This is a genomic window from Reichenbachiella sp., from assembly GCF_965223055.1.
Classification (GTDB): Bacteria; Bacteroidota; Bacteroidia; order Cytophagales; family Cyclobacteriaceae; genus Reichenbachiella.
In genome coordinates this window covers 596,809-618,458 of the sequence record NZ_CBDCVM010000012.1, presented here as the reverse complement: position 1 = coordinate 618,458, position 21,650 = coordinate 596,809, and the positions used below count along the sequence as shown (strand labels likewise).

Sequence of the window (21,650 nt, the reverse complement as noted above, 5' to 3'; positions counted from 1 at the left end):
TGTTGTTGATTCAGAAATCGAAATACCAAAATAACTAGTTGTTAAATTAATATACGAAAAAAGGCACTCAATTCATATCGACTTGAACAGAATAATTTGATTTAGGTCTGAATCACCCCCACATTGAATGGTTTTTCTATAGGTGCATGATTGGCTGCTTCTATACCTGCAGAAATGATCTTTCTCGTTTCCAACGGATCTATCACGCCATCGACCCAAAGCCTGGAGGCCGCATAATAAGGGCTCAATTCTTCATTGTACTTGTCAGTGATTTCTGCCAAAAATTTCTTTTGATCTTCTTCAGACACTTCTTGTCCTTTGGCTTTCATAGCAGAAACTTTGATTTGCAACAAAGTCTTAGAAGCTGAGGCACCGCTCATTACCGCCAGTTGAGAAGTAGGCCAGGCGTAAATCAATCTTGGATCATAGGCCTTTCCGCACATCGCATAGTTACCTGCTCCATAAGAGTTTCCAAGAATGAACGTGAATTTAGGCACCACCGAATTGGCCATGGCATTCACCATCTTGGCACCATCTTTAATAATCCCTCCATGTTCAGACTTGCTACCAACCATAAATCCACTCACATCATGCAAGAACACTAAAGGAATCTTTCGCTGATTGCAGTTCATGATAAAACGAGCTGACTTGTCTGCCGAATCGGAGTATATCACCCCTCCCATTTGCATTTCGCCTTTTTTGGTCTTTACCACCTTGCGCTGATTGGCCACAATTCCCACAGCCCAGCCATCGACACGTCCATATCCACAAATAATAGACTGACCATAATCCGCCTTGTATTCATCAAATTCAGAGTCATCTGTCATCCGCTTGATGATGTCACGCATCTCGTAGGGCTTCACGCGATCTACAGGAAGCAGACCATAGATTTCCTTTTCGTCTAGTTTAGGCTTCTTTGGCTCTTCGCGGTTGAATCCAGCTTTATCGAAGTCACCGATTTTATCAAAGATCTTTTTGATCGCCTCCAGGCAATCCTGATCCGAATCGTACTTATTGTCGGTTACCCCTGAGATTTCACAATGTGTAGTCGCACCTCCTAATGTTTCATTATCTATGGTTTCACCAATTGCGGCTTTTACCAAATAGCTTCCTGCCAAAAAGATCGAACCGGTCTTGTCTACTATCATGGCTTCGTCCGACATGATCGGCAAATAAGCACCACCTGCTACACAGCTACCCATAATAGCAGCTACCTGCACAATACCCATAGAGGACATTTTGGCGTTGTTTCTAAACTGTCTACCAAAATGTTCCTTGTCAGGGAAAATCTCATTTTGCATGGGTAGATACACCCCCGCACTATCTACCAGATAGATAATTGGCAATCGATTTTCCATAGCAATTTCCTGTGCACGAAGGTTTTTCTTGGCTGTGATGGGAAACCAGGCTCCCGCTTTTACGGTGGCATCGTTGGCCACTACCACACACTGCCTGCCTTGCACATGGCCTATCCCCATGACCACACCACCGGAGGGGCAGCCACCTTGCTCGGCATACATGCCATCGCCTACAAAAGCACCTACCTCAACAAAACCTTTCGGATCATCGATCAAATAATCGATACGCTCCCTCGCGGTCAACTTGCCCTTAGCATGCTGCGCTTCGATCTTCTTTTCTCCTCCTCCGAGTTTTACTTTTTTGAGCTTGTTTTTCAGCTGTGAAACCAGCTGCTTGTACTCGTCTTCGTTTTTGTTGAATTCTAGGTTCATGGGGTATGTTGTTTGTAACAAAAATAGAAAAACCAAACATTTAGTTCTTGTTTCCCAATACTTTTAAGACGCTGATTGTCAATTATTAAAAAAAATCTCTTTGGACATGATTCCGAAGAATTCCCTCCCAAAAAGCACTTCTTTCCAAATAATATTCTTGAGGCGAAATAGTCAACCAATCCAAACTATCGACTTCGGGCTTTAACCTCAAATAAGATTTTTGTGCAAATCCATAAAGCAGGACTATCATTTTTTCATAACGCCATTGATCTGACGCGTGAATCTGATATTTTTTATCCTGAGTAACAGTCAACTTAGACTTAAAATGCAATGCGCTAATCATAACAATATCCTTCCATTGGCCCTCATTTCTCCACAACATAGAAAGCACAGCCAATTCATCTGCCAGCAATTCTAGCGACTTTCGGTCTTCGTTCGACCCTAATCCATATTGATCCATCAGGGCATGAGCCATCTCATGCCAAAAAGTGAACATAACATTCTGATAGACGCGACGGACAAATGCCTTTTTGGAGCTAGCCCTTTCGGGATAATCGTAGATTTTCTGATAAAGAGATTCATAACAAATGACGATCGAGTTTTGATCCGGCAAATACCGGGAGTCTACTGCACCACACTCGGTGACCAAAATATTAATATCACTTTGCCATTGATACAAACCATTCAGGTAGGCGATAGATTCACCATAAATCAGGCGATGCTTTGACTTGAGTACTTTGTAGATCTCGAGATATTTAGATGAATTGGGCTTTACGTATTCAATAGAAACTTTAGCTGCCAACGAATTACCCATCAAGCCGAAACTTATCCATGCGAAAAGCACCCACTTTATCCTATTATTTACTATCAAATTGTACACCTTTGTATAAGAAAAATGCAATATATTTCGGATTCGTAGAACGAAAATACCAAAAGCCTAAATGTTTGAAGCCCAAACACAAACCAGAGTAAGATACTCTGAAACTGATCAGATGAAATATGTGTACTATGGCAACTATGCCATGTATTACGAAATTGGAAGAGTAGAAACACTTAGACAGCTGGGGTTTTCCTACAACGAAATGGAGAAAAGTGGAGTGATGATGCCAGTCATCAACATGCAAACCAACTATTTGCAGCCTGCGAAATATGACGAGTTGCTTACGATTAAAATCAAAATACCAACATTCCCTAAAGCTCGAATCCAATTTGAATACAAAATCTTCAATGAAGCTGAAGAATTGATCAATACTGGTGAAACCACGCTGGTATTCGTAAATATGGAAAGTAACAGACCATGCCGAATTCCTGATACACTAGCTAAGTTCTTGGAGCCCTATTTCGCATGAAAAGAAAAAACCTTCATAAGCACCTCCTCTATTACGAGTGGTATCTAAACCTGATCAAAAAACTCAAGTTGATCAAGCTGAACAAGCGGCAAACCAACTTGTACAATACACTGGACTTGTTTTTTGAAAACACAGGCAAACATGGCCTGATCAACAAAGCGAACGGTGTTGCCTTCAGTTTTACACTGGCTATCTTTCCTTCGATCATCTTTATCTTTACGCTGATCCCATACATTCATTCGATAATCCCTCATATCGATACGCAGAGCATCATGAACTTTCTAGCCACTGTGATGCCAAAAGCCATGTACGAAGCGGCGGATGGAACTATCCATGATATTGTGAGTAATAAACGTCAGGGGTTGCTCTCTTTTGGTGCACTCCTGGCTCTGATTCTAGCCACCAACGGCATGCACAGCCTCATGGCCACCTTCAATAGCATTTACAAGACCAATGAAAAAAGAGGTTTTTTTAGAACCAGAATTATTGCCACTGGCCTGACTCTGGTGCTTTCTTCTGTCCTGTTCTTTTCTATCATCCTGATGGTAATTGGAAAACTGGTGCTTAATTATCTATCGACCGAAGGGTTTATCACACAGGATTACATCATTTATCTACTGACTGCCCTAAAGTATGTGGTGATTGTCATCGCATTTTTTATTGCGATATCCACGATTTATTACTTTGCACCGGCCATTCACGACCGTTGGACTTTCTTTTCATCAGGAGCTGTGTTTTCTGCAGTGGCCTGTGTGGCTACTTCCTATGCCTTTTCCTTTTACATCAACAACTTTTCGAATTACAATAAATTCTATGGTTCGTTAGGGATGTTGATTGCATTAATGGTTTGGTTGTACTTGCTGTCATTAATTTTGCTCGTAGGATTTGAGTATAATGCCAGTGTAGACCGGGCGGTAGTATCGGATAAAATTGAGACGACGACATCAATTTTTGAAGAGTAAAAAATATTTTCCAGCTCAGCCTTGTCAAAAAAAATTATTATTCTACATTTGCACTCCCATTCAACGGAATGGAAATAATTACGACCTAGAGAAGTGCCCCAAAGGGATCCCTTCGGGAGCAGAGTGGTCGTCGCTTAGCGATCCCTTCGGGAAATGCACTGGTCTTGCCACGTAGTGATCCCTTCGGGAAAAACCAGCGTGCCGCAAGGTACTGGGGATTGTAAAAGGAAAGAAAAATGTTCTTTACCTATATTTTGAAAAGTGAGATTGACTGTAGTTATTATTACGGTCATACCAAAAATATTGAATCACGGCTTCAACGTCATAACAGCGGAAAAGTCAGATCAACAAAAGCCAAAAGACCTTGGATACTTCATTATCAAGAAGTGTTTGAAACAAAGTCTGAAGCTTATCGTCGCGAGATGTTTTTTAAATCAATCGACGGATACAATTTTCTCAAAAGTGAGAAAATTACATAACGACCTAGAGAAGTGGCAGAGTGGTCGAATGCACTGGTCTTGAAAACCAGCGTGCCGCAAGGTACCGGGGGTTCGAATCCCTCCTTCTCTGCAAAACAAAAGCCTCGTACATTGTACGGGGCTTTTTGCATTTATAGCCGACCGAAACTTAGTTTCGGGGAGGTGATAAATGAAAAAAGAGCCAGCGAGTGAAGCGAGCGTAGGCTTTTGGTTTGAGCCTCCCCCAATCGGGATCAGCGAAGCTAATCCAATAAATCATCAAGCAGAGTCGTCGGACCACCCGCAACCTGGCCCATCGCTAGATAATTTGGAATTATCCTGAACGCTCTGTCCCCTTCTCTACAAAAGCCTTACACAAAAGTGTGAGGCTTTTTTTATGTTCAAATTCAGCCAGTGTGTCGCAAGGTACCAGGGGCCGAGGGTCGGTCCCATCGAATCCCTCCTTCTCTGCAAAACAAAAGCCTCGTACATTGTACGAGGCTTTTTGCATTTATAGCCGACCGAAACTTAGTTTCGGGGAGGTGATAAATGCAAAAAGAGCCAGCGAGTGAAGCGAGCGTAGGCTTTTGGTTTGAGCCTCCCTCAACTAGGATCAGCGAAGCTAATCCAATAAATCATCAAGCAGAGTCGTCGGGCCTCCCGCAACCTGGTCCATCGCTAGATAATTTGGAATTATCCTAAACCCTATGTCCCTCCTTGCAGGATAACCGATAGTAAATTCTTTATCCATCGCCATTCTGAATGAAGTAGCATATACTTGTACTTATGATAGCAGTCAACATCGTAGGTGCAAGTGTGTTGTGTATTATGCTTTTGTTCGTCTTTACGAAGAAGGGTAAAAATACCAGCGACTATTGGTTGATCGCCGTCATTGGTCTACTGGCCTCTTACTTCCTGATCGATCTTTGGATTCAACATGGTCTGACACATACCAATCTGATCATCCGTAGTTTACTCGCTCCTTATCTTTTCGCCTCCTTTCTGACCTATGCCGCTTTGCTCCTGGATGAAGGTCACCGGCTGAGAAAAAAATGGTGGTGGTTTGGTTTGTACGCAGTAATCTGGACCGTAATTTTATTAACAGATTTTAGTGTGTCTGACTATACGCTTGCCGATCTTAAAGAAATTTATAACACGCCAACTACTGCCAATAAAATTCTTTTCATTATCCACGACGTCTTCAATGTTGGCGCACTCTTCTGGCTTTTATCGAAGACCAAGGATTACGACCAGACCCTCAAAAACAACTACTCAGACATCACACAAGTCAATCTTCAGTGGCTCAAAAACTTCATCTGGACTTATCTCATGCTCAAATTCACGGTCTTTTTAGCTTGGGGTGCCTTGGGTTTAGGCATAGCTACAAGTATTGCGGATATCCGTCCGGTTTTCAATATCTGGTTTGTAGTGCTCATGATTTATCTCAGCTATCATGGTATTCGACAATATGCAGTGGCTGAATTTTACGATTATGATCCAGCTAACAAGTCTGTCGTTTTGAAAGCAGATAAGCCTGGTCAAAAGTATCAATCTTCCACACTGAGCGATGATGACCTGAAAGAACTTCAAACTCAAATCAATCAGCTATTCGAAGAAGAGTTGCTCTATCTCAATGCAGAGTTGAAAGTACATGATCTAGCCAGGAAACTGGAAGTCACTACACACAAAATTTCACAGACATTGAACAGCCAAGCTGGACTTACTTTTTATGACTATGTAAATCAATACCGTGTCAATCATTTCAAAAAGCTGCTGATCGACCCTACCAAACAAAAATTCACTATTCTCGGATTAGGATTTGATAGTGGCTTCAATTCCAAGGCTTCTATGAATAGGATATTCAAACAACTGGCTGGCATCACGCCCAAAGAATATCAGTCTCAATCCTCCGCTTCAAGTGAAGAAACATCGCAAGGCTGATATAAAATCAAAAGCTTGTAACCAGTTATAAAGCTTATTACTCGACAATAGAAAAATAATGTCTCATATCATCGCATGAGTCGCTTGGGGTTCATGAGCCCTACATATTTGCTCTCAACTTATGAATCATGTGATCGCAAGATCCATTCATTTAACTCAAATAAAAACCAAAATTATTTCACTCATGAAACAACAATTTTCTATTAAACTACGACTTTGTTTTTTTCTACTCAGCCTAACTATAATTAGCTGTTCCGAAGATGCAGGTATAGCCATCGACAAAAGCCTACTCGAAGAAAAAGTTGAAGAAGCCACCTCTATCTTAACTGCTAGTCAAGAAGGTGACGCAGTAGGTCAGTTTCAGTCTGGCTCGAAAGATGAACTCAGCGCAGCTATCGACGAGGCCCAATTGGTCTTGCAAGATGAAGAAGCTATTCAGACCATCGTAAACAGTGCCTATCAAAGTTTAGATACAGCCATAGATCAATTTCGCCGAAAAGGAAATTTTGAGGTACTGACGAATTGGGAATTCATTCGAGATTTAACCGGTGATGAACTATATGACTTGGTGCAATCGGATGAGCCTGATATTTTTTCTATCATCGATGGTGCTACGCTTAAAGATGTCAAAATATACAAAATCGAGTATCAGACCAATCATGTGGACGGCACAAGTGTCGTAGCTTCTGGTGCTATACTATATGCCGACCACGACGCCAGTCATCCCCTGGCTTCTTTCCAACATGGTACCATCTTTACTCAGGATGATGCACCTTCCAAATTCAATACCGAAAGATTATCCGCAGTATTTGGTGCTGTGCTGGCAGGATCGGGCTATGCAGTAGCCATGCCTGATTATTTGGGTTTTGGATCTTCGAGTCAGGTGCCGCACCCTTACGAACATGGCAAAACACTCGGTTCGGCTTCCTTTGACATGCTCCGCGCAGCGAAAGAGTTTTATGCCGTCCACCAGCAGACGCTATCCAGCAAACTATTTATCACTGGCTATTCAGAAGGTGGCTATGCGACCATGGCGCTACATCAACACATCGAAGCCCACTCCGATTGGCAGGTGACTATGAGTGCCCCAGCTGCTGGTGCTTACAACAAATCCGCCTTTTTCAAAGAAATGATGAGTATGACCGCAGACTACGATTTCCCTGGCTCACCGATGTGGGTAGTGGATGCCTACGACTGGATCTACGATTTCAACAAGGATTGGGATGAATACCTCAACGAACCTTATGCCACCACCATGAAAGGTATTTCGAATCCATTCGACTTTATCTCTGCAGACTTGGCCAAGAGTCCAGAAAAACTTTACACAGAGAGCTACCGATCCTCTATTGCTGAAGGCACTGATGCCACGTACCTTGCAGCCATCGCAGCAAACGACTTCTTCGATTGGAGCCCAAAAGCACCAATCACCTTATATTATGGCACGAAAGACAGTTGGGTATTTCCACTGAATAGTACGTCAGCGTATGAAGCCATCATGGCGAATGGCGGAGAAATAGAAATTGTGGCTTATCAGGGAGAAGATCATTTCACTTCAAGCAATATTTATGTACGAGATGTCTTCGAACTATTCGAATCACTGAGATAAAACCAAAAAGAGAAAAACCAAAATATAAAGCAATGATTAGAGCATATAAAACAACAGATACTGATTCCATCGTCAATGTATGGTTTCAGGCCTCCTCACTGGCCCATCCTTTTTTGGAGTCGGACTTTATGGAGAATGAAAAAAAGAACGTCCGGAATATTTATTTGCCCAATACCGTCACCTGGGTAATATCAACCGGTGAAGAACTAGATGGGTTTATTAGTATGATTGGTAATGAGGTGGGTGCCATTTTTGTTCATCCGGACAAACATGGACTAGGGCTCGGCAAGCAACTCATGGATCATGTGAGTAATAGCCACCCAGAACTCGAAGTTGAGGTGTTCAAAGAAAACAGTATAGGCCGAGCCTTCTACGACCGCTACGGATTTGAAGCCATCTCTGAATCTGTGCATGAACCCACCAATCAAAAGCTCATCCGCATGAAATACAAAAAACAACAACCATGAAAAAGATGATCACTTATATCATAGGCGTCGTAGCGGCTTTCATAGTATCCATCGCGATATATAGCCGATCGCAACCGAAACATGTATCTGCTCAGATCTTTATCAACGCTCCTACCGATCAGGTTTGGGCGCTCTGGTCAAAGTTCGACAACGTGGCTGACTTTGTACCCATGGTGCACGAATCGCATACTGTGGGTGATATCACCGAAGGCCTGGGACAAGCCCGACGGTGCAACATCCAACCGGGCGTTTATGTAGAAGAGCGGATCACTGCCTGGGAACCGGGCAAAGCCTACGCCATGGAGGTTTATCAATCGGCCGGCGTGATGATCGACCAAATGCTGGTAGACTATCAGGTGAAACCTTCGGGTACGGGTACCCTAGCTTTAGTACACATGAGCTATCAGATGCAAGGCCTGGCTGAATTCTTACCTGTCTATGACCTAATGAAGAAACAGGCCATCGATCAACTAGTCGGCATCAAACACTTGTCGGAGACCGGAGAAAAGATCACAGCCGAACTACTGGAAATTCTCAAAAAGAAATACTTCTCCGACTACAGAATATTACCCTAAGGTCAAACAAAAGCGGTTTGGTATCAGTGCCAAACCGCTTTTCATTTAATACTGGCAAGAAAAATTTTATTCCACCAAATTAGGCACTCCTTTTCCTGTTTCTAGATACTGCTTTAGGCTAGTACAGATAAAATGAGTCCAGCCTGCATCGCATATTTCGTAGCAGTTCAGCTTTGGTGTAAGCCCTTGGTGTTCAAAATTCAATTCAATTGTGTCTTTGTCCAAATCCTTGAATAGGAACACGATTTCACTATCCAACCATTCTTCTTCAATGTCTTTGAGATTAGAAAAAATGGTGGTTGGCGTAGATACATTTCCAACGCACCTCATTGTATTGATCTAGAACGGTGGCTTCAAAACGCCATTCTGTTTCTTCTTCAAAAAAGATCGAAAATTGATCTCCTACTTTTGCTATGGTTGCGTTGCTATTGCCCCACCAGTTTCTGATGCCGCTCGTCACTGCATCATAAGCTTGTTCTTTGGTAGCTCGTATTTTTACAGCCTTATTGAAATTCATCTTATTTCTTGATTTACTGGTTCTACATCATTTCCAAGACCTCTCTGATCTCCAATTGCCAACTGGCATCTTCGAAACGAGGGTCCTTTTTCAAAGTCTCGATCAGTGCATCCTGATCGTTGGCTTGAAGTGTATAAAACCCGGCGATGTCCACTTGATCTACAGTCTCTGCGGCCAATGAAGTTTTATTTCCAGAAAGCAGCGTACCGAAGGGCTGCAAGGGTTGTGCATCCAGCAAGAGTCCCTTTTCTTTTAACTCACCCAGGTAAGCCCCTACTTTATGCATGTGCTTTTGCTGGGTTTCTTCAGGAAGACTAAAGATTGATTCACCCTGAGGGTAAATGAATACCATGAATTTTTTCATTTTTTACGTTTTTAAGTTTGTACTATTTATTCTTTAGACTTCAGAACAATCAAAAACGGTTGTGAAAAATGAAATTTTATAAATCTTTACACGCTTTATCTACATTGGGGTAGGTCTTGCCGTTGGCATGATCGGTTTGATTCAACAAGAAATCGTGGAGTTGAAAATTACTGCTTTGCAAAGGATCAATGCCTTTGATCAGGGCCGTTCTCATCTTGTAGAGCTTTGCGGCGTTGGCCTGTTCTTTTGCTTTTACTAGTTCCAGTGCTGCGATTTTTCTTTGGGTTTCGGCTTTTGAATTACCCGTATTGCTCATTTCAGAACATTTCCAGCAAGCACCGGTTTTATGAATCAAGGTGCAGTCTTCATCAAACACCTGCTTCATGGTTTTGCGTGAGGTGAAGAGCATGTGCTTGACGCTGCCCAAGGACTTGTCCAGCACCTCTGCAATTTCATTGACCTTAAAATCATAGATGTCTGCCATCATGATGGCAATGTGCCGCTCGAGCGGTAGGTATTTCATCACACAGGTAAAACAATAATCGATGTGGTTCTTGATTTCAAAGTCATCCTTAAAATACACCTCCATGACTTCTTGCTGCAGTTCCGGAGCATTTTTGATAGATTGGCTGCAGTTGTCTTGCGCATTTCGAGTCCATCTTTTTTGGGCTTTGAAATGGTCTTTGATCAGATTATTAGCGATGGCAAACAACCAGGTTTTGAAAGAAGACTTTTCTTGAAAGGAATGAATGTTTTTGTAGGCCTTGATAAAAATCTCCTGACTCAAATCTTCCACATCTTGTGTGTTGGTCACCAAGCGATAGATGAATGATTTCAGCTTAGGCTGGTTTTCCTTAAACAAACGATCAAACTCGGCGTCAGTGATTTTCATGATAACTTACTTTGACACTTGAAACGGAATCAAAACATACTGGTTCTCAATTAAGTATTTGAAGGCAATAAGAAATACCGGTAAAGGCGCATTTCAAATGCTAAACAAGGTTTCAGTCGCATTGGGAAATGCGACCAAGCGGGGCGGGTTATTATGAATTTTAGCCTTTGTTGAATGTAGTTATTATTATTCATTTTCTACCCAACTAAATCATCGAATGTTTGACCACCTTTCCATTCTTCACCAAGGTCAAGGGTATATTTTTGATTTGCTCCATTAAAATCAAAAAAAGAACCAAGGCTCTCATGAACAACCTTATCCTTTTCAACAAAAACTTTTACAAGTGCATATGGTTTCACATTATCACTTTTAGTGATTACAAATAGTTCTTTTTTGTTCTCTTTTACTTCTGACTTTTCAACAGTTGATACTCCATATTGATTCATTGAGAACACAGTTCCTATCAAGAGCCTTTCTTCATAATTTCTTAATGTTTCTTCTGTCAATGATGATGGGCAATTTGGAAATTCATTTGGAGTTTTCCAGTTTTTTTGAATCGCAATTGGAGTAAGTGATTCTGTTATCAGGTTTTTTTCAGTGTCATTGACAAGTTCATTTCTAATATTTGAAAATATCCACTCTCCTAATTGACCACCTTCTGGAATGTTACCTTCTCGTGACCACTTTATTAAATTCTTCCTAGTACTGTCTGATTCTTCTTTTGTCACTGTCCTCATCCAATCAAATTTTTGTTCAAGCTCTCCATTCAATGGTTTAGATGGATTTTCAAGAAAATTATCAATACTTCCATACTTGAAAATAACTCGTGAAAGAGTGATTGGATTGAGCAAAATGTTTTCCAATCTTGTTAACCATCTTAAGTTTTCTGGTCTATTGTTTTTTTTGTTAGTGTCAATATGGTCTACAATATGTTTTTCAGATGGTTGCTTTCCATGAAAAGCGGTAGCCACAATTCTATGCACAGTTTCTGAAGAAAAATTTAAATAACCTTTTTGAACATCGGGTTTTCCGAATGTCCATTTTTCATCCAATGGTCTTCTTCTTTTGTTTTCCTTTCTGCACCTAAGAATGGCTCCATTATCTCTAACGTGATATTCTTCACCTCGATAAATACAAGTCTTCTCAGTTTCAAATATTTCAAGTAATTCATTCAAATTTTATCCTCTCTTTAACAATTAGTCAGAACGCCTATGTATCAATCGTGGCGTGTGATTTAGATTACGTTTCAGCTACAAGATACCTAACCTCTGATTTAGTCCGAGACACGCGGTCTATTCTTTTTTTGATTCCACAGAGTTACGCTTTATACCAAAAATGGCTAGACGCTTTGTCGTAATACAAACGTATTTTCAAATGCTAAATAAGATTTCAGTCGCATTTGGAAATGCGACCGAGCGGGGACTCTGTTAGAAACTTTACTTCATGAGTTGTCAATTAAACTGTGCGTAATACAGCAATAGACTCTCCAAGGCTCCGGCAAAAACACTGATTAGAATTTCCTTTAATGACAGTTTTTTAGACTTAAATGAATTCGCATGAGAAATCCAGAAGGCTGCCAGGCCACTACCTATAAACATCAGCGTTGGATAGGTTCCTAAACTATTAGGAACAATGCCCAGCCAATCTAAGACAGTTATTTCTAACATCGTATACCCGAAAACCGCCAACGCGAAATTCAATTTCGGATTCTCCCTAATGAGATACACGCCCCCATAAAAAAGCATGATGCTTATGAAGTATGGGGCAAACTGCATGTAATATTTGAAGCTTAACCAGGCTTGGAGTTGAAAACTAAATTCAGTTCTGGTAATAAAAATACCAAGCGTGATCAGGGCTATCGCAGAGAATACTATTCCAATGATTTTTCTTACTTGCATCTTAGAATTTTAATAGAGTAATATACAAAATTTCAATGCGGTCAAGTGGCGAATGATAGTCATCAAAATGCATACTGTGCTTGATGCCGTTTTAGCTATTGTTCGTGATTGATGATTTTTTTTCTGAAGTTACGCTAAACAGTTCTTCTTTCTTATTTCTTCCTTTCAGTTCTATCTCTCCTTTAGAACCATATTGATATTCAGTTTGGGGTAATAATTCTTTGACTGCACCTGAGATCAGTAAGTCAGATTTTAGTTCATTGCAAAGACTTTGGATTCTAGCCGTTGTATTTAAGACATCCCCCGTAAATACGATTTCCTTTTTTAGGGCACCAATTTCTCCAATAGTGACTTCACCGAAATGAATCCCTGCTTTGAATCCAATTTCAAAACCAAATTCACGCAATAAATCTTCTTTTTGTTTATTGAGGTGATCTCGTATATCAAAGAAGCATTTGATGCAGTTGGCTTGGTTGATTCCTCTATCGGGTTTCCATGATATCACGATTTCATCTCCGATATACTGGTAGACTTCACCAAATGAATTGATGATCGGGTCTGACATGATATTGTAATAAGCGCCCAATAATTTGAAGTATTTGATGTGACCCAGCTTCTCGGCTATTGTTGTTGAAGATTTCATATCTAGAAACATGAAAATCCGCTTTTCAATTTTGGGTTGATGGTATTTCCCGGAAAAAAAATTTAAAAGCACCTGATGTCCTAAGCTTTCACTTATAGCTGAATATATCAAACTAACCATAAGTTTTACAGACAAATGAAATAAAGTAGTAAGGAAAGAGATGCTTATTACGAATCTACCCAATTTTTGCCAAGCATCAACTTCAAGTAAACTTATGCCTGTTTCGAGCGAAAATGCCACAGGAAATAAGAGGACTATAATGATAATGAATAAGGTAAGGTAGGTTAAGAATTTGTAAAAAAATTTGGCGCGCAGTGTTCGGTTTGAGAATCTCTTTTCTAAATAAACCACTTCTAAAACCCCTACAATAAGTCCTACCAGGACATTCGCCAGGCTAGCAAAAATCAGTACTGGGATGGTGAAGGAAATATCAGTATCTGGATTGAGGTTTTGGTTACGTGTTACATCATACACTGTAATATCAATGATCCACCCAATCAGTAACCAGATAATCGCGAAAGGAATAATCCTTGAAATGTTTCTTTTCGCTTTTGGAGTTAATTTCACGTTACGTTGAAAATGTTAGTTTAAATGTAAGGAATGATGATTTATAATCACTTACGTTCAACTAAAAAGAGTATGTGATTATATCGTTAGAAGCCCTGCCTGGCGCCAGTGGGGGTCATAGAATGCGCCAGTGGGCGTCCGTTTTTATTCAATTATATTTTCGATATCAGAATCTGTCAAGTTCTGAATATTCCTTGTGATTTTTTCTATATCCCAATTCCACCATTGAAGCTCTAAAAGTTTTGTAATTACCTCTTTTGAAAATCTCTTTTTAATTTCTTTTGCTGGATTTCCTCCAACAATCGAATAAGGCTCAACATCTTTAGTAACTGTCGAGTTTGTGGCAATAATTGCTCCGTCTCCAATAGTCACCCCAGCCATAATAGTTGCGTTATAGCCAATCCAAACATCGTTGCCAACATTAATATTTCCTTTTTTCGGATAGTTCTTTCCATCCATTGCATTTTCCCAACCGTTCCCAAAAATTGCAAAAGGATAAGTGGACAACGAGTCTGTCAAATGATTTGCTCCGTTCATGATGAATTTAACGTCAGAAGCAATCATGCAGAATTTCCCAATGATTAATTGGTCACCCACAAAATCAAAGAGGTATTTTACGTTTTTCTCAAAGTTTTCTACATTTTCAAAATCATCATAATAGGTATAGTCACCTACGATGATATTGGGGTTCTTCACCACATTTTTTAAGAAACAGAGCCTGTCATAGTTCTCAAGTGGAAATTTTATGTTTTTATCTGGTCCTGTCATTCAGCTATAGTCTATTTAATTGGAAATGGTCTTTAATTACACCACGCCAAGATATGGTATCGTGGCGCTTGATAGAATTTAAGTCTCGGCTACAAGATAGCCAAATCTCTGATTTGAGTCAGGACGTACTATCCATTCCTTTTATGAAAATTGAGTGGCGTGATATACCAAAAATGACTAAAAACGTTGTCGGGATACAAACGCATTTCAAATGCTAAACAAAGGTTTCAGTCGCATTGGGAAATGCGACCGAGCGAGTAGACCTCCTCCAATAATTACAATTTGCGTTTTTGTCTATTTGAAAAATATAAGATCACCAGAAGTGGTTGATTGTCCTAATTTAGTTAGGCCCCCAGTCTAAAACATTTTCATCGATTAAAATTGATAAACCAGACCCAGATTCACATCTATGGCATCATTTACTTTTTGGCTCGTGACAAGATCTCCGAAATCGACATATATCCCACCAACCATCAAGCTGACATTGAGTTTTTCTCGAATCACCCGCTCTATGCCCAGCCCATAACGCAAAAAATATTGTCCATCCTTCTGATGATGGGTAAACCCTGTATCTTCAGTGAAGGTGATGTCGAAGGAGCGATTTGTGGCTCTGCCATAGGTATACACCAATGTGTTTTTCTTCGTTCCAAGTACCACTCCAGCAGACAGACCATAGCCATGCTGAAAGCTATTTTCATATCTCACCTCCCACTGATAGCGGGGGTTGTAGGTCGTCATGTCTCCAGCTGCAAAACCAAATTGCAACTCAAAACCGATCATCATTCGATCATTGAAGAGTTGCTTTCTAAAGCCCGGATAAACCTCCAATACAAATGTGTTTTTCTGCGCCAATAGATCGAGGTCATCGATATGAGCTCCTCCGAAAATATTTTGAGAACCTATACTTACACCGAAGTACAGGCCATCAAAATATTTGTTATTGTCCTCTCCTTGAGCCTTGGCATTTCCTATAAGAGACAAAAGGATGAATGAGGTCAATATTGCTTTTTTCACGAACATCATTTGGCCGATCAGAAAGTCAAAGAATAGCCTACGCTTACATTGACAATGAATGGCGAGTTGGCAATACCAATATTCATGGCCTCATGCGTTTCTGCCTGGTTAGTGTTTCTGTTTTCGTACTCAAACGCATCCCCGTCCAGACTGGTACTCACGTTTGGCCAGTAGCGCAAGCTTGGCGCGATCATAATACCTCTAAGAAAATTGTCCTTGTTTTTGAATGGTAGCCAGGTGACATAGGCACCCAATCCCAAAGTGAAGGTATTGTATGCACCCACTTGATTGGCTTTGGTCTGTGCGTCTCCATCGTAGTAAATTTCGAATCTATGCCACTTCGGCTCTACACGTAGATTGAACCATTCAGTAAAACGATAGCCTACCCCAAATCCGGTAGAATAAGGCAGATGCACCGCCAAGCCCTGATCCGCTGGGTCCCCGGTGAGAAGATCATTGGAAAAGTCCAACGAAATTCCATGCGAATAGTCAAAGGCCAGTCTTTTGTAAAATACATTGCCTTCTACATTGAAACCACCTACCATCAGTTGGTTGACCCCAAAAAGCAGGTTGACACGGTTTGTCAGTTCTGTTTGACTAGACTGACCATACGCCATAGTACCTAGTATCATAGCGATGAATAAAGTTGCGATTGTTCTCATTTGTTTTGTGTTTTTTTAGCAAATGAGTTCAATCCAGGTGTCTCAAACGCCTCATACGTTAAGTTGAGACTACTTTGTTCTGAAAAGTTTCGTCTAGGCTATTGGGTCAAGCTTTCCCTTTTAATCTTTTACTTTCTGGCACTCTGGATATTTAGTTGTATATTACAACTAATAAACTGACGCGTAATCAAAAAAGAACAATACCATTCATCGTCCAGATTGATCAGTGTGGCTTCACGTCTTTTGGCCGCTCGATTAGAATCTTCGCTCAAACGGCCAAGCTTGAACATGACCGTAGAAGAGTGGCGCATCCTATTCTATCTATGGAATGAAGATGGCATCAATCAACAAGAACTGGCCAAACGAGCCAATAAAGAAAAGAGCACTATCACGAGACAAATAGAGGGATTGGTCAAAAAACAGCTCGTCATCAAGCAAAATAGCGGTACTGACAAAAGAGACAAGCTCCTCTTCCTCACAGAAAATGGAAAAAAGGTAGAAACGGAAGCGCTGAGCGCAGCAGCAGACATCACCCATGAGGCCGAACAAGGAATTGAAAAAGACGAGTTGCTGATATTCAAAAAAGTACTCCAGCAAATCATAACCAACGTGCAACCCTAATATGACTGACTTTTACACCTCTGACCAAATTGCACAACTGCTTCCTATGAAGGAATGCATCAAAGCAATGGAGGCATTGTTTTCACTAGACCCTACTGAGTTGATCAACCCCCTACGATCAAAGATGGTACTGCCAGAACAACCTGTTGGTATTTTAGGCATGATGCCCGCCTACATCAGGGCCTATCAACTTATGGGCATCAAAGTATTGAGTGTGTTTCCCGAAAACTACAAGAAAGGCCTGAGTTCGCATCAAGGAGTCTTACATCTGTTTGAAACTCAAACCGGAAAGATGCTAGCTAGCTTCGATGCAGATATGATCACGGCGATCAGAACTGCCGCGGTCAGTGCACTGATGACAAATCTACTTGCTACAAACAACGCCTCAAACTTATGTCTGCTGGGCAGTGGTAAACAAGCAGAGATGCACCTGGAAGCAATCAATGAAGTAAGAACGATTCAGAACTTGACCATCTGGAGTCAAGACAGTTCCAACGCCACAGCTTTCATATCGCGGTTTAGTTCGACATACGAGCATATCCGTTTTACCGCTTGTCGAACTGTGGAGGAAGCGACAGCAGAAGCAGATATCATTTGTACTGTTACAGCAGCACAGCAACCTATTTTGCAACATCAATCACTGAAAGAAAATGTGCACATCAATGCCGTGGGTGCCTGCACACCAGAGGCAAGAGAGTTGGCTTCCGAGGTGGTATTGCGTGCCGACGTATTTGTTGACAACTATCTCGCTGCCACACAAGAAGCGGGAGATTTGATCATTCCAGCTGGAGAAAAAGGACAAGCCTTGGAGACACTCATCCAGGCAGACATTCATGAGTTATTAAAAACACAGTCTTCAGCGTACGCTTCAAAGCTGACTGTTTTCAAATCAGTAGGTGTGGCCATCGAAGATTTAGCGGCGGCTTATCACTGCTATAAAAAAATGAACTAAATAAAGAGAACGATGATAGAAGCTTATTTAGATTTTGTGAAAAACTACCCCTTGCTGTCTAGTGCGGTACAGATCGGGATATTAGGTACTATGGGCGAACTACTGGCTGTTCGTATTCGCATGAAAAAGTGGTATTTCTTTGGGCCCGGGCCTATGAGACTATTATTGAAAGCGGTTATCTGGGCCTTTTTAGGCGTTACCTTCAAATATGCGTTCACAGGATTCTTTGCCTACATGGACGCCATTATTCTCAAAGGCTGGTGGTTCAATTTGGAGAAGGGGTCGTTCTTCTACGCGCTTTCGGTTTCTATTTTTGCCAACATCATCTATGGGCCTGTCTTTGTCACTTTTCACAGATTCACGGACAACAAAATAGAAGGCAAAGAGATGGATTGGGAGAGCCTACAAAAAGCCTGGTGGTCACTGGTCTGGTTTTGGATCCCTGCGATGACTACCGTGTTCATTCTTCCACCTCACTTGCGTATTGGTCTCTTGTCACTTTGGAATATTGTCCTGGGAGCTATGCTCGGTTACTTCGCCGTGAAAGCGCAAAAAAACTAGCAAACTATGCTTGTCTACTAATTAAACAATCAAATCCATTGATCATGAAAAATGTAATACTTCTTGTCCTCCTAACCGCTGCATTTAGCCTTTCTGTCCATGCTCAACCTACTCCGGAACTGGGCGACACCACAGCCAACTATGTGGTCTTAAAAAATGCTACCATTATTGATGCAGTGGCTGATACAGGGAAAAAGGGAAGCATTCTGATCAAAGAGGAAAGAATAGTCGCTATTGACTATTCGAATTCGCTGTCTATTCCGAAAGGTGCCATTAGCTATGACCTGGAAGACAAATATATCATCCCCGGTCTGATAGACGCTCATGTTCATATCACACATGGCACTTTAAAAGAAGCTCAAGAGCACCTTCAAACCGCACTGAAAAAAGGAGTAACTGGGGTCAGGGATATGGGTGGAGATGGCAGAATGCTTACCCTTTTACAGAAAAACATGAAGATTGGAGAGGACATTGGACCAGATGTCTTCTTTTCTACCATCATCGCAGGGCCGCATTTTTTTGAGAATGATCCAAGACCACAAGAAGTTGCGAAAGGAGCTATTGCAGGGGAAGTGCCGTGGCTACGAGCCATTACGGATGAATCTGATTTAAGACAAATTGTGGCGGAAGCTAAAGGCATAGGAGCTACTGCCATCAAGGTATATTTAAACGTAGACAAAGACTTATTCAAAAAGGTGTCCGATGAAGCCAAAAGACAAGGGCTAAAAGTTTGGTCGCATGGCGTGGTGCCGCCCACCAAAGCATTGGACATTACCAACGGCGGCTCTGAAGTGATGTCTCATGCCGGACACTTGGTTCAATACGAATTTGCCAAAGGAGACATCAGAGGCAGACATTCCTTCGACAGTAAAGATGAAGCTATGGCCTACAGAAAAAAATTGAGTGATAAAAATTGGGACAAAAACACCAAAGAAGTAAAGCAATTGTTCACGGCCATGAAAAACAACAATAGCATCCTGGATGCTACCTTGTTTGTATACACTTTTGGCTTAGATCCGAAAACCAACGTCGAAGTAGATTCCACCATATATCACCTGGCCATGAAGGCAGTAAGAACAGCTTATGAGTACCAGGTGAAAATAGGGGCTGGATCAGATCATATGATCTCTGAAGATGGCACCATCAATATTCATAAAGAACTAGAACTGCTGACTACAGCGGGACTATCTAATATCGACGCGATCAGAGCAGCCACTATCGTGAATGCAGAAGAATTGGGAGAAGAAAAAAACATTGGCACCGTCGAAAAAGGGAAACTGGCCAACCTGGTGATCCTGAATAGCGATCCCTTGCAGGACATCCGACATACTACAGACATCAAATACGTATTCAAAAGAGGTAAGCTAATAGAGTAAACAGCTCAGAAGACTTTTTAGTATTTCTCCTCCAATAATGCTTTAGCTTCCTGCTCTGTACCGAGAAAAATAGCAATTGGTCTGGTAGCTGGGTTATTATTCAATATGATTTTAATGATCATGGTCAGTGGGACAGACAAGAACATACCGATAGTGCCAAGTACAAACCCCCAAAAAATCAAAGCGAAAAATATGACGAAAGTTGATAGGCCTAAACCCTTTCCCATCACCTTGGGTTCTACTACATTTCCTACCACTACATTGACCACCAAAAAAATGATCATAGTCCATACAGCTCCTCCTACACCGAGTTGAACCAGGGAAAACAACAAGGCCGGCAAAGCGGCAAGAATCGAACCAATATTTGGAATGTAATTCAATAAGAAAGCCAACAATGCCCAGAGAATAGCATAGTCTACACCTACAATCAAAAGAGCCACATATATCAGCAATCCGGTAAGTAAACTGGTCAAGGTTTTGATACTTAAATAGTGACGAATGCTTCCCACCATTTTTCCGATATACCCTTGTGTACTTTCTTTATCTAGTACAACTGCTGAAATTTTGATCACCACACCATCTGCTTCCAGTAGTAGAAAAAGGACAAGAAAAAAGATCGTGAATGCATTGCCCATAAACCCTCCCAATTGCCCTAAAAAGGTCGCTGTTAGTCCCATTATTTTTCCTGGATCTAACTGCTTGGAGAGCATCCCAGAGTCTAGGCTAAATCCTCTCGCATTCAACATTTCAAACAAAGAATTTCTTATTTGCCGCAAGTTGTTGGCATATAACGGAGCATCATTGGAAAACGAAGACAACGATTTACCAATCAAGCCTCCAAAAAACAAGAATAAAGTGGTGATAAAAAGTAACACAAGCGCTATGGCTGCTCCTTTTGGAACTTTTTTTGACTGCAGCCAACGAATGGGCTGAATGCAAATAATGCCAATAAACAAGGCCAGCAGCAATTGAGTGATTAAAGTTTGGGCATACATCACCCCAGCTATTATGATGATAAAGGAAGCTGTGGTAAGCGCTGGGTTGGTATAGTTTTTATTTGCAGTCATAGGCTGAAGATAGTTTAATTCTGAATTGAATAAAAAGATCTTTGCATTGGAATATCTTTTCATCTGATTCAACCTGCTATTCATCAGGAGCAATGAGAAACTTTTGACACTCTTCGTATCTTACAAGATACAATAACGCTAGACATAACATCAAAGTGATTGGATGGCACCGCCAATTCATGTAAATTTAAAATTATGGCTCAATTCACTTTAAACATAAACAACAGTACCCATCAAGTAGACGTAGCACCGGACACTCCGCTGCTCTGGGTACTGAGGGATCATATAGATCTTGTAGGTACGAAATTCGGTTGCGGTATAGGGCAATGTGGGGCTTGCACAGTCCATCTAAACGGTGTGGCTACCAGGTCTTGTTTGCTACCAATTTCCAGTATCGGAGACAAAACCATTACCACCATCGAAGGACTTTCTGAAAACGGAGATCATCCTGTTCAGAAGGCTTGGATCGAACATGATGTAGCGCAATGCGGCTATTGTCAATCAGGACAAATCATGAATGCTGCCTCACTTTTGGACCGAACACCGAACCCTACGGATGAGGATATCGCTCAAGCAATGAATGGCAACATTTGCAGATGCGGTACCTACACCCGGATCAAAGCAGCCATCCAGACGGCCTCCAAGCAGGTTTAATCCTTC

25 protein-coding genes and 1 tRNA gene are annotated in these 21,650 nt (G+C 41.2%); 13 read left to right on the top strand and 13 right to left on the bottom strand.

Going from position 1 to position 21,650, the window contains the following annotated elements; genetic code table 11:
- Positions 1 to 101: 101 nt before the first annotated feature.
- Positions 102 to 1,730, bottom strand: a complete 1,629-nt coding sequence (locus ACOQO5_RS18000; protein WP_420583077.1) for an acyl-CoA carboxylase subunit beta — start codon at positions 1,728 to 1,730, stop codon at positions 102 to 104.
- A gap of 85 nt (positions 1,731 to 1,815) precedes the next feature.
- On the bottom strand, positions 1,816 to 2,544 hold the full coding sequence (locus ACOQO5_RS17995; RefSeq protein ID WP_420583076.1) for a DUF4344 domain-containing metallopeptidase: 729 nt from the start codon (positions 2,542 to 2,544) through the stop codon (positions 1,816 to 1,818).
- A 127-nt stretch (positions 2,545 to 2,671) separates the two neighbouring features.
- Between ACOQO5_RS17995 and ACOQO5_RS17990 the strand changes: the two genes are divergently transcribed.
- From ACOQO5_RS17990 to ACOQO5_RS17955, 8 genes are all read left to right on the top strand, one after another.
- Positions 2,672 to 3,079 carry an acyl-CoA thioesterase gene (locus ACOQO5_RS17990; protein ID WP_420583075.1) on the top strand — a complete coding sequence of 136 codons (408 nt, stop codon included), beginning with the start codon at positions 2,672 to 2,674 and terminating at the stop codon, positions 3,077 to 3,079.
- Positions 3,076 to 4,041, top strand: a complete 966-nt coding sequence (locus ACOQO5_RS17985; protein ID WP_420583074.1) for a YihY/virulence factor BrkB family protein — start codon at positions 3,076 to 3,078, stop codon at positions 4,039 to 4,041. Before ACOQO5_RS17990 ends, ACOQO5_RS17985 begins: the two co-directional genes overlap by 4 nt.
- 236 nt (positions 4,042 to 4,277) lie before the next feature.
- The gene (locus ACOQO5_RS17980; protein ID WP_420583073.1) at positions 4,278 to 4,520 is read left to right on the top strand and encodes a GIY-YIG nuclease family protein; all 243 of its coding nucleotides are present in this window, start codon (positions 4,278 to 4,280) and stop codon (positions 4,518 to 4,520) included.
- 6 nt (positions 4,521 to 4,526) lie between these two features.
- Positions 4,527 to 4,611, top strand: a tRNA-Ser gene (locus ACOQO5_RS17975).
- A gap of 674 nt (positions 4,612 to 5,285) precedes the next feature.
- Positions 5,286 to 6,440 carry a helix-turn-helix domain-containing protein gene (locus tag ACOQO5_RS17970; RefSeq protein ID WP_420583072.1) on the top strand — a complete coding sequence of 385 codons (1,155 nt, stop codon included), beginning with the start codon at positions 5,286 to 5,288 and terminating at the stop codon, positions 6,438 to 6,440.
- A 184-nt stretch (positions 6,441 to 6,624) separates the two neighbouring features.
- A complete protein-coding gene (locus tag ACOQO5_RS17965) occupies positions 6,625 to 8,046 on the top strand; it encodes a prolyl oligopeptidase family serine peptidase (RefSeq protein ID WP_420583071.1) in 1,422 nt (473 codons plus the stop codon).
- A gap of 32 nt (positions 8,047 to 8,078) precedes the next feature.
- Positions 8,079 to 8,513 carry a GNAT family N-acetyltransferase gene (locus ACOQO5_RS17960; protein WP_420583070.1) on the top strand — a complete coding sequence of 145 codons (435 nt, stop codon included), beginning with the start codon at positions 8,079 to 8,081 and terminating at the stop codon, positions 8,511 to 8,513.
- The gene (locus ACOQO5_RS17955; RefSeq protein ID WP_420583069.1) at positions 8,510 to 9,088 is read left to right on the top strand and encodes an SRPBCC family protein; all 579 of its coding nucleotides are present in this window, start codon (positions 8,510 to 8,512) and stop codon (positions 9,086 to 9,088) included. Before ACOQO5_RS17960 ends, ACOQO5_RS17955 begins: the two co-directional genes overlap by 4 nt.
- Positions 9,089 to 9,154: 66 nt before the next feature.
- On the opposite strand, the gene ACOQO5_RS17950 is transcribed toward ACOQO5_RS17955, so the two are convergent.
- The 10 genes from ACOQO5_RS17950 to ACOQO5_RS17905 form a co-directional block, all read right to left on the bottom strand.
- A complete protein-coding gene (locus ACOQO5_RS17950) occupies positions 9,155 to 9,418 on the bottom strand; it encodes a hypothetical protein (protein ID WP_420583068.1) in 264 nt (87 codons plus the stop codon).
- A complete protein-coding gene (locus ACOQO5_RS17945) occupies positions 9,372 to 9,605 on the bottom strand; it encodes a hypothetical protein (RefSeq protein WP_420583067.1) in 234 nt (77 codons plus the stop codon). The genes ACOQO5_RS17950 and ACOQO5_RS17945 overlap by 47 nt, the downstream gene beginning before the upstream one ends.
- Positions 9,606 to 9,627: 22 nt before the next feature.
- Positions 9,628 to 9,969, bottom strand: coding sequence for a YciI family protein (locus tag ACOQO5_RS17940; protein ID WP_420583066.1), 342 nt, complete (start codon positions 9,967 to 9,969; stop codon positions 9,628 to 9,630).
- Positions 9,970 to 10,045: 76 nt separating this feature from the next.
- Positions 10,046 to 10,861 carry a sigma-70 family RNA polymerase sigma factor gene (locus ACOQO5_RS17935; protein WP_420583065.1) on the bottom strand — a complete coding sequence of 272 codons (816 nt, stop codon included), beginning with the start codon at positions 10,859 to 10,861 and terminating at the stop codon, positions 10,046 to 10,048.
- Positions 10,862 to 11,058: 197 nt separating this feature from the next.
- A complete protein-coding gene (locus tag ACOQO5_RS17930; protein ID WP_420583064.1) occupies positions 11,059 to 12,036 on the bottom strand; it encodes an HNH endonuclease signature motif containing protein in 978 nt (325 codons plus the stop codon).
- 276 nt (positions 12,037 to 12,312) lie between these two features.
- Positions 12,313 to 12,759: a hypothetical protein gene (locus ACOQO5_RS17925; RefSeq protein ID WP_420583063.1), complete on the bottom strand. Its 447-nt coding sequence runs from the start codon at positions 12,757 to 12,759 to the stop codon at positions 12,313 to 12,315.
- A 91-nt stretch (positions 12,760 to 12,850) separates the two neighbouring features.
- The gene (locus ACOQO5_RS17920; RefSeq protein ID WP_420583062.1) at positions 12,851 to 13,969 is read right to left on the bottom strand and encodes an adenylate/guanylate cyclase domain-containing protein; all 1,119 of its coding nucleotides are present in this window, start codon (positions 13,967 to 13,969) and stop codon (positions 12,851 to 12,853) included.
- A gap of 144 nt (positions 13,970 to 14,113) precedes the next feature.
- Entirely contained in the window at positions 14,114 to 14,737 is a 624-nt protein-coding gene (locus ACOQO5_RS17915; protein WP_420583061.1) for a CatB-related O-acetyltransferase, read from the bottom strand.
- A gap of 375 nt (positions 14,738 to 15,112) precedes the next feature.
- Positions 15,113 to 15,751, bottom strand: a complete 639-nt coding sequence (locus ACOQO5_RS17910) for an outer membrane protein (RefSeq protein WP_420583060.1) — start codon at positions 15,749 to 15,751, stop codon at positions 15,113 to 15,115.
- A 17-nt stretch (positions 15,752 to 15,768) separates the two neighbouring features.
- Positions 15,769 to 16,413: a hypothetical protein gene (locus ACOQO5_RS17905; protein ID WP_420583059.1), complete on the bottom strand. Its 645-nt coding sequence runs from the start codon at positions 16,411 to 16,413 to the stop codon at positions 15,769 to 15,771.
- A gap of 228 nt (positions 16,414 to 16,641) precedes the next feature.
- Here ACOQO5_RS17905 and ACOQO5_RS17900 point away from each other — a divergent pair, with 228 nt between their 5' ends.
- Genes ACOQO5_RS17900 through ACOQO5_RS17885 form a run of 4 tightly spaced genes read left to right on the top strand, consistent with a single transcriptional unit; the run spans position 16,642 to position 19,923 of the window.
- A complete protein-coding gene (locus ACOQO5_RS17900; protein ID WP_420583058.1) occupies positions 16,642 to 17,034 on the top strand; it encodes a MarR family winged helix-turn-helix transcriptional regulator in 393 nt (130 codons plus the stop codon).
- 1 nt (position 17,035) lies between these two features.
- Entirely contained in the window at positions 17,036 to 17,986 is a 951-nt protein-coding gene (locus ACOQO5_RS17895) for an ornithine cyclodeaminase family protein (protein ID WP_420583057.1), read from the top strand.
- A 12-nt stretch (positions 17,987 to 17,998) separates the two neighbouring features.
- Positions 17,999 to 18,547, top strand: coding sequence for a hypothetical protein (locus ACOQO5_RS17890; protein WP_420583056.1), 549 nt, complete (start codon positions 17,999 to 18,001; stop codon positions 18,545 to 18,547).
- 44 nt (positions 18,548 to 18,591) lie between these two features.
- On the top strand, positions 18,592 to 19,923 hold the full coding sequence (locus ACOQO5_RS17885) for an amidohydrolase family protein (protein ID WP_420583055.1): 1,332 nt from the start codon (positions 18,592 to 18,594) through the stop codon (positions 19,921 to 19,923).
- Positions 19,924 to 19,940: 17 nt separating this feature from the next.
- On the opposite strand, the gene ACOQO5_RS17880 is transcribed toward ACOQO5_RS17885, so the two are convergent.
- Entirely contained in the window at positions 19,941 to 20,990 is a 1,050-nt protein-coding gene (locus ACOQO5_RS17880; RefSeq protein WP_420583054.1) for an AI-2E family transporter, read from the bottom strand.
- 195 nt (positions 20,991 to 21,185) lie between these two features.
- Here ACOQO5_RS17880 and ACOQO5_RS17875 point away from each other — a divergent pair, with 195 nt between their 5' ends.
- Positions 21,186 to 21,644: a (2Fe-2S)-binding protein gene (locus ACOQO5_RS17875; protein ID WP_420583053.1), complete on the top strand. Its 459-nt coding sequence runs from the start codon at positions 21,186 to 21,188 to the stop codon at positions 21,642 to 21,644.
- The last annotated feature ends 6 nt before the right edge of the window (positions 21,645 to 21,650 follow it).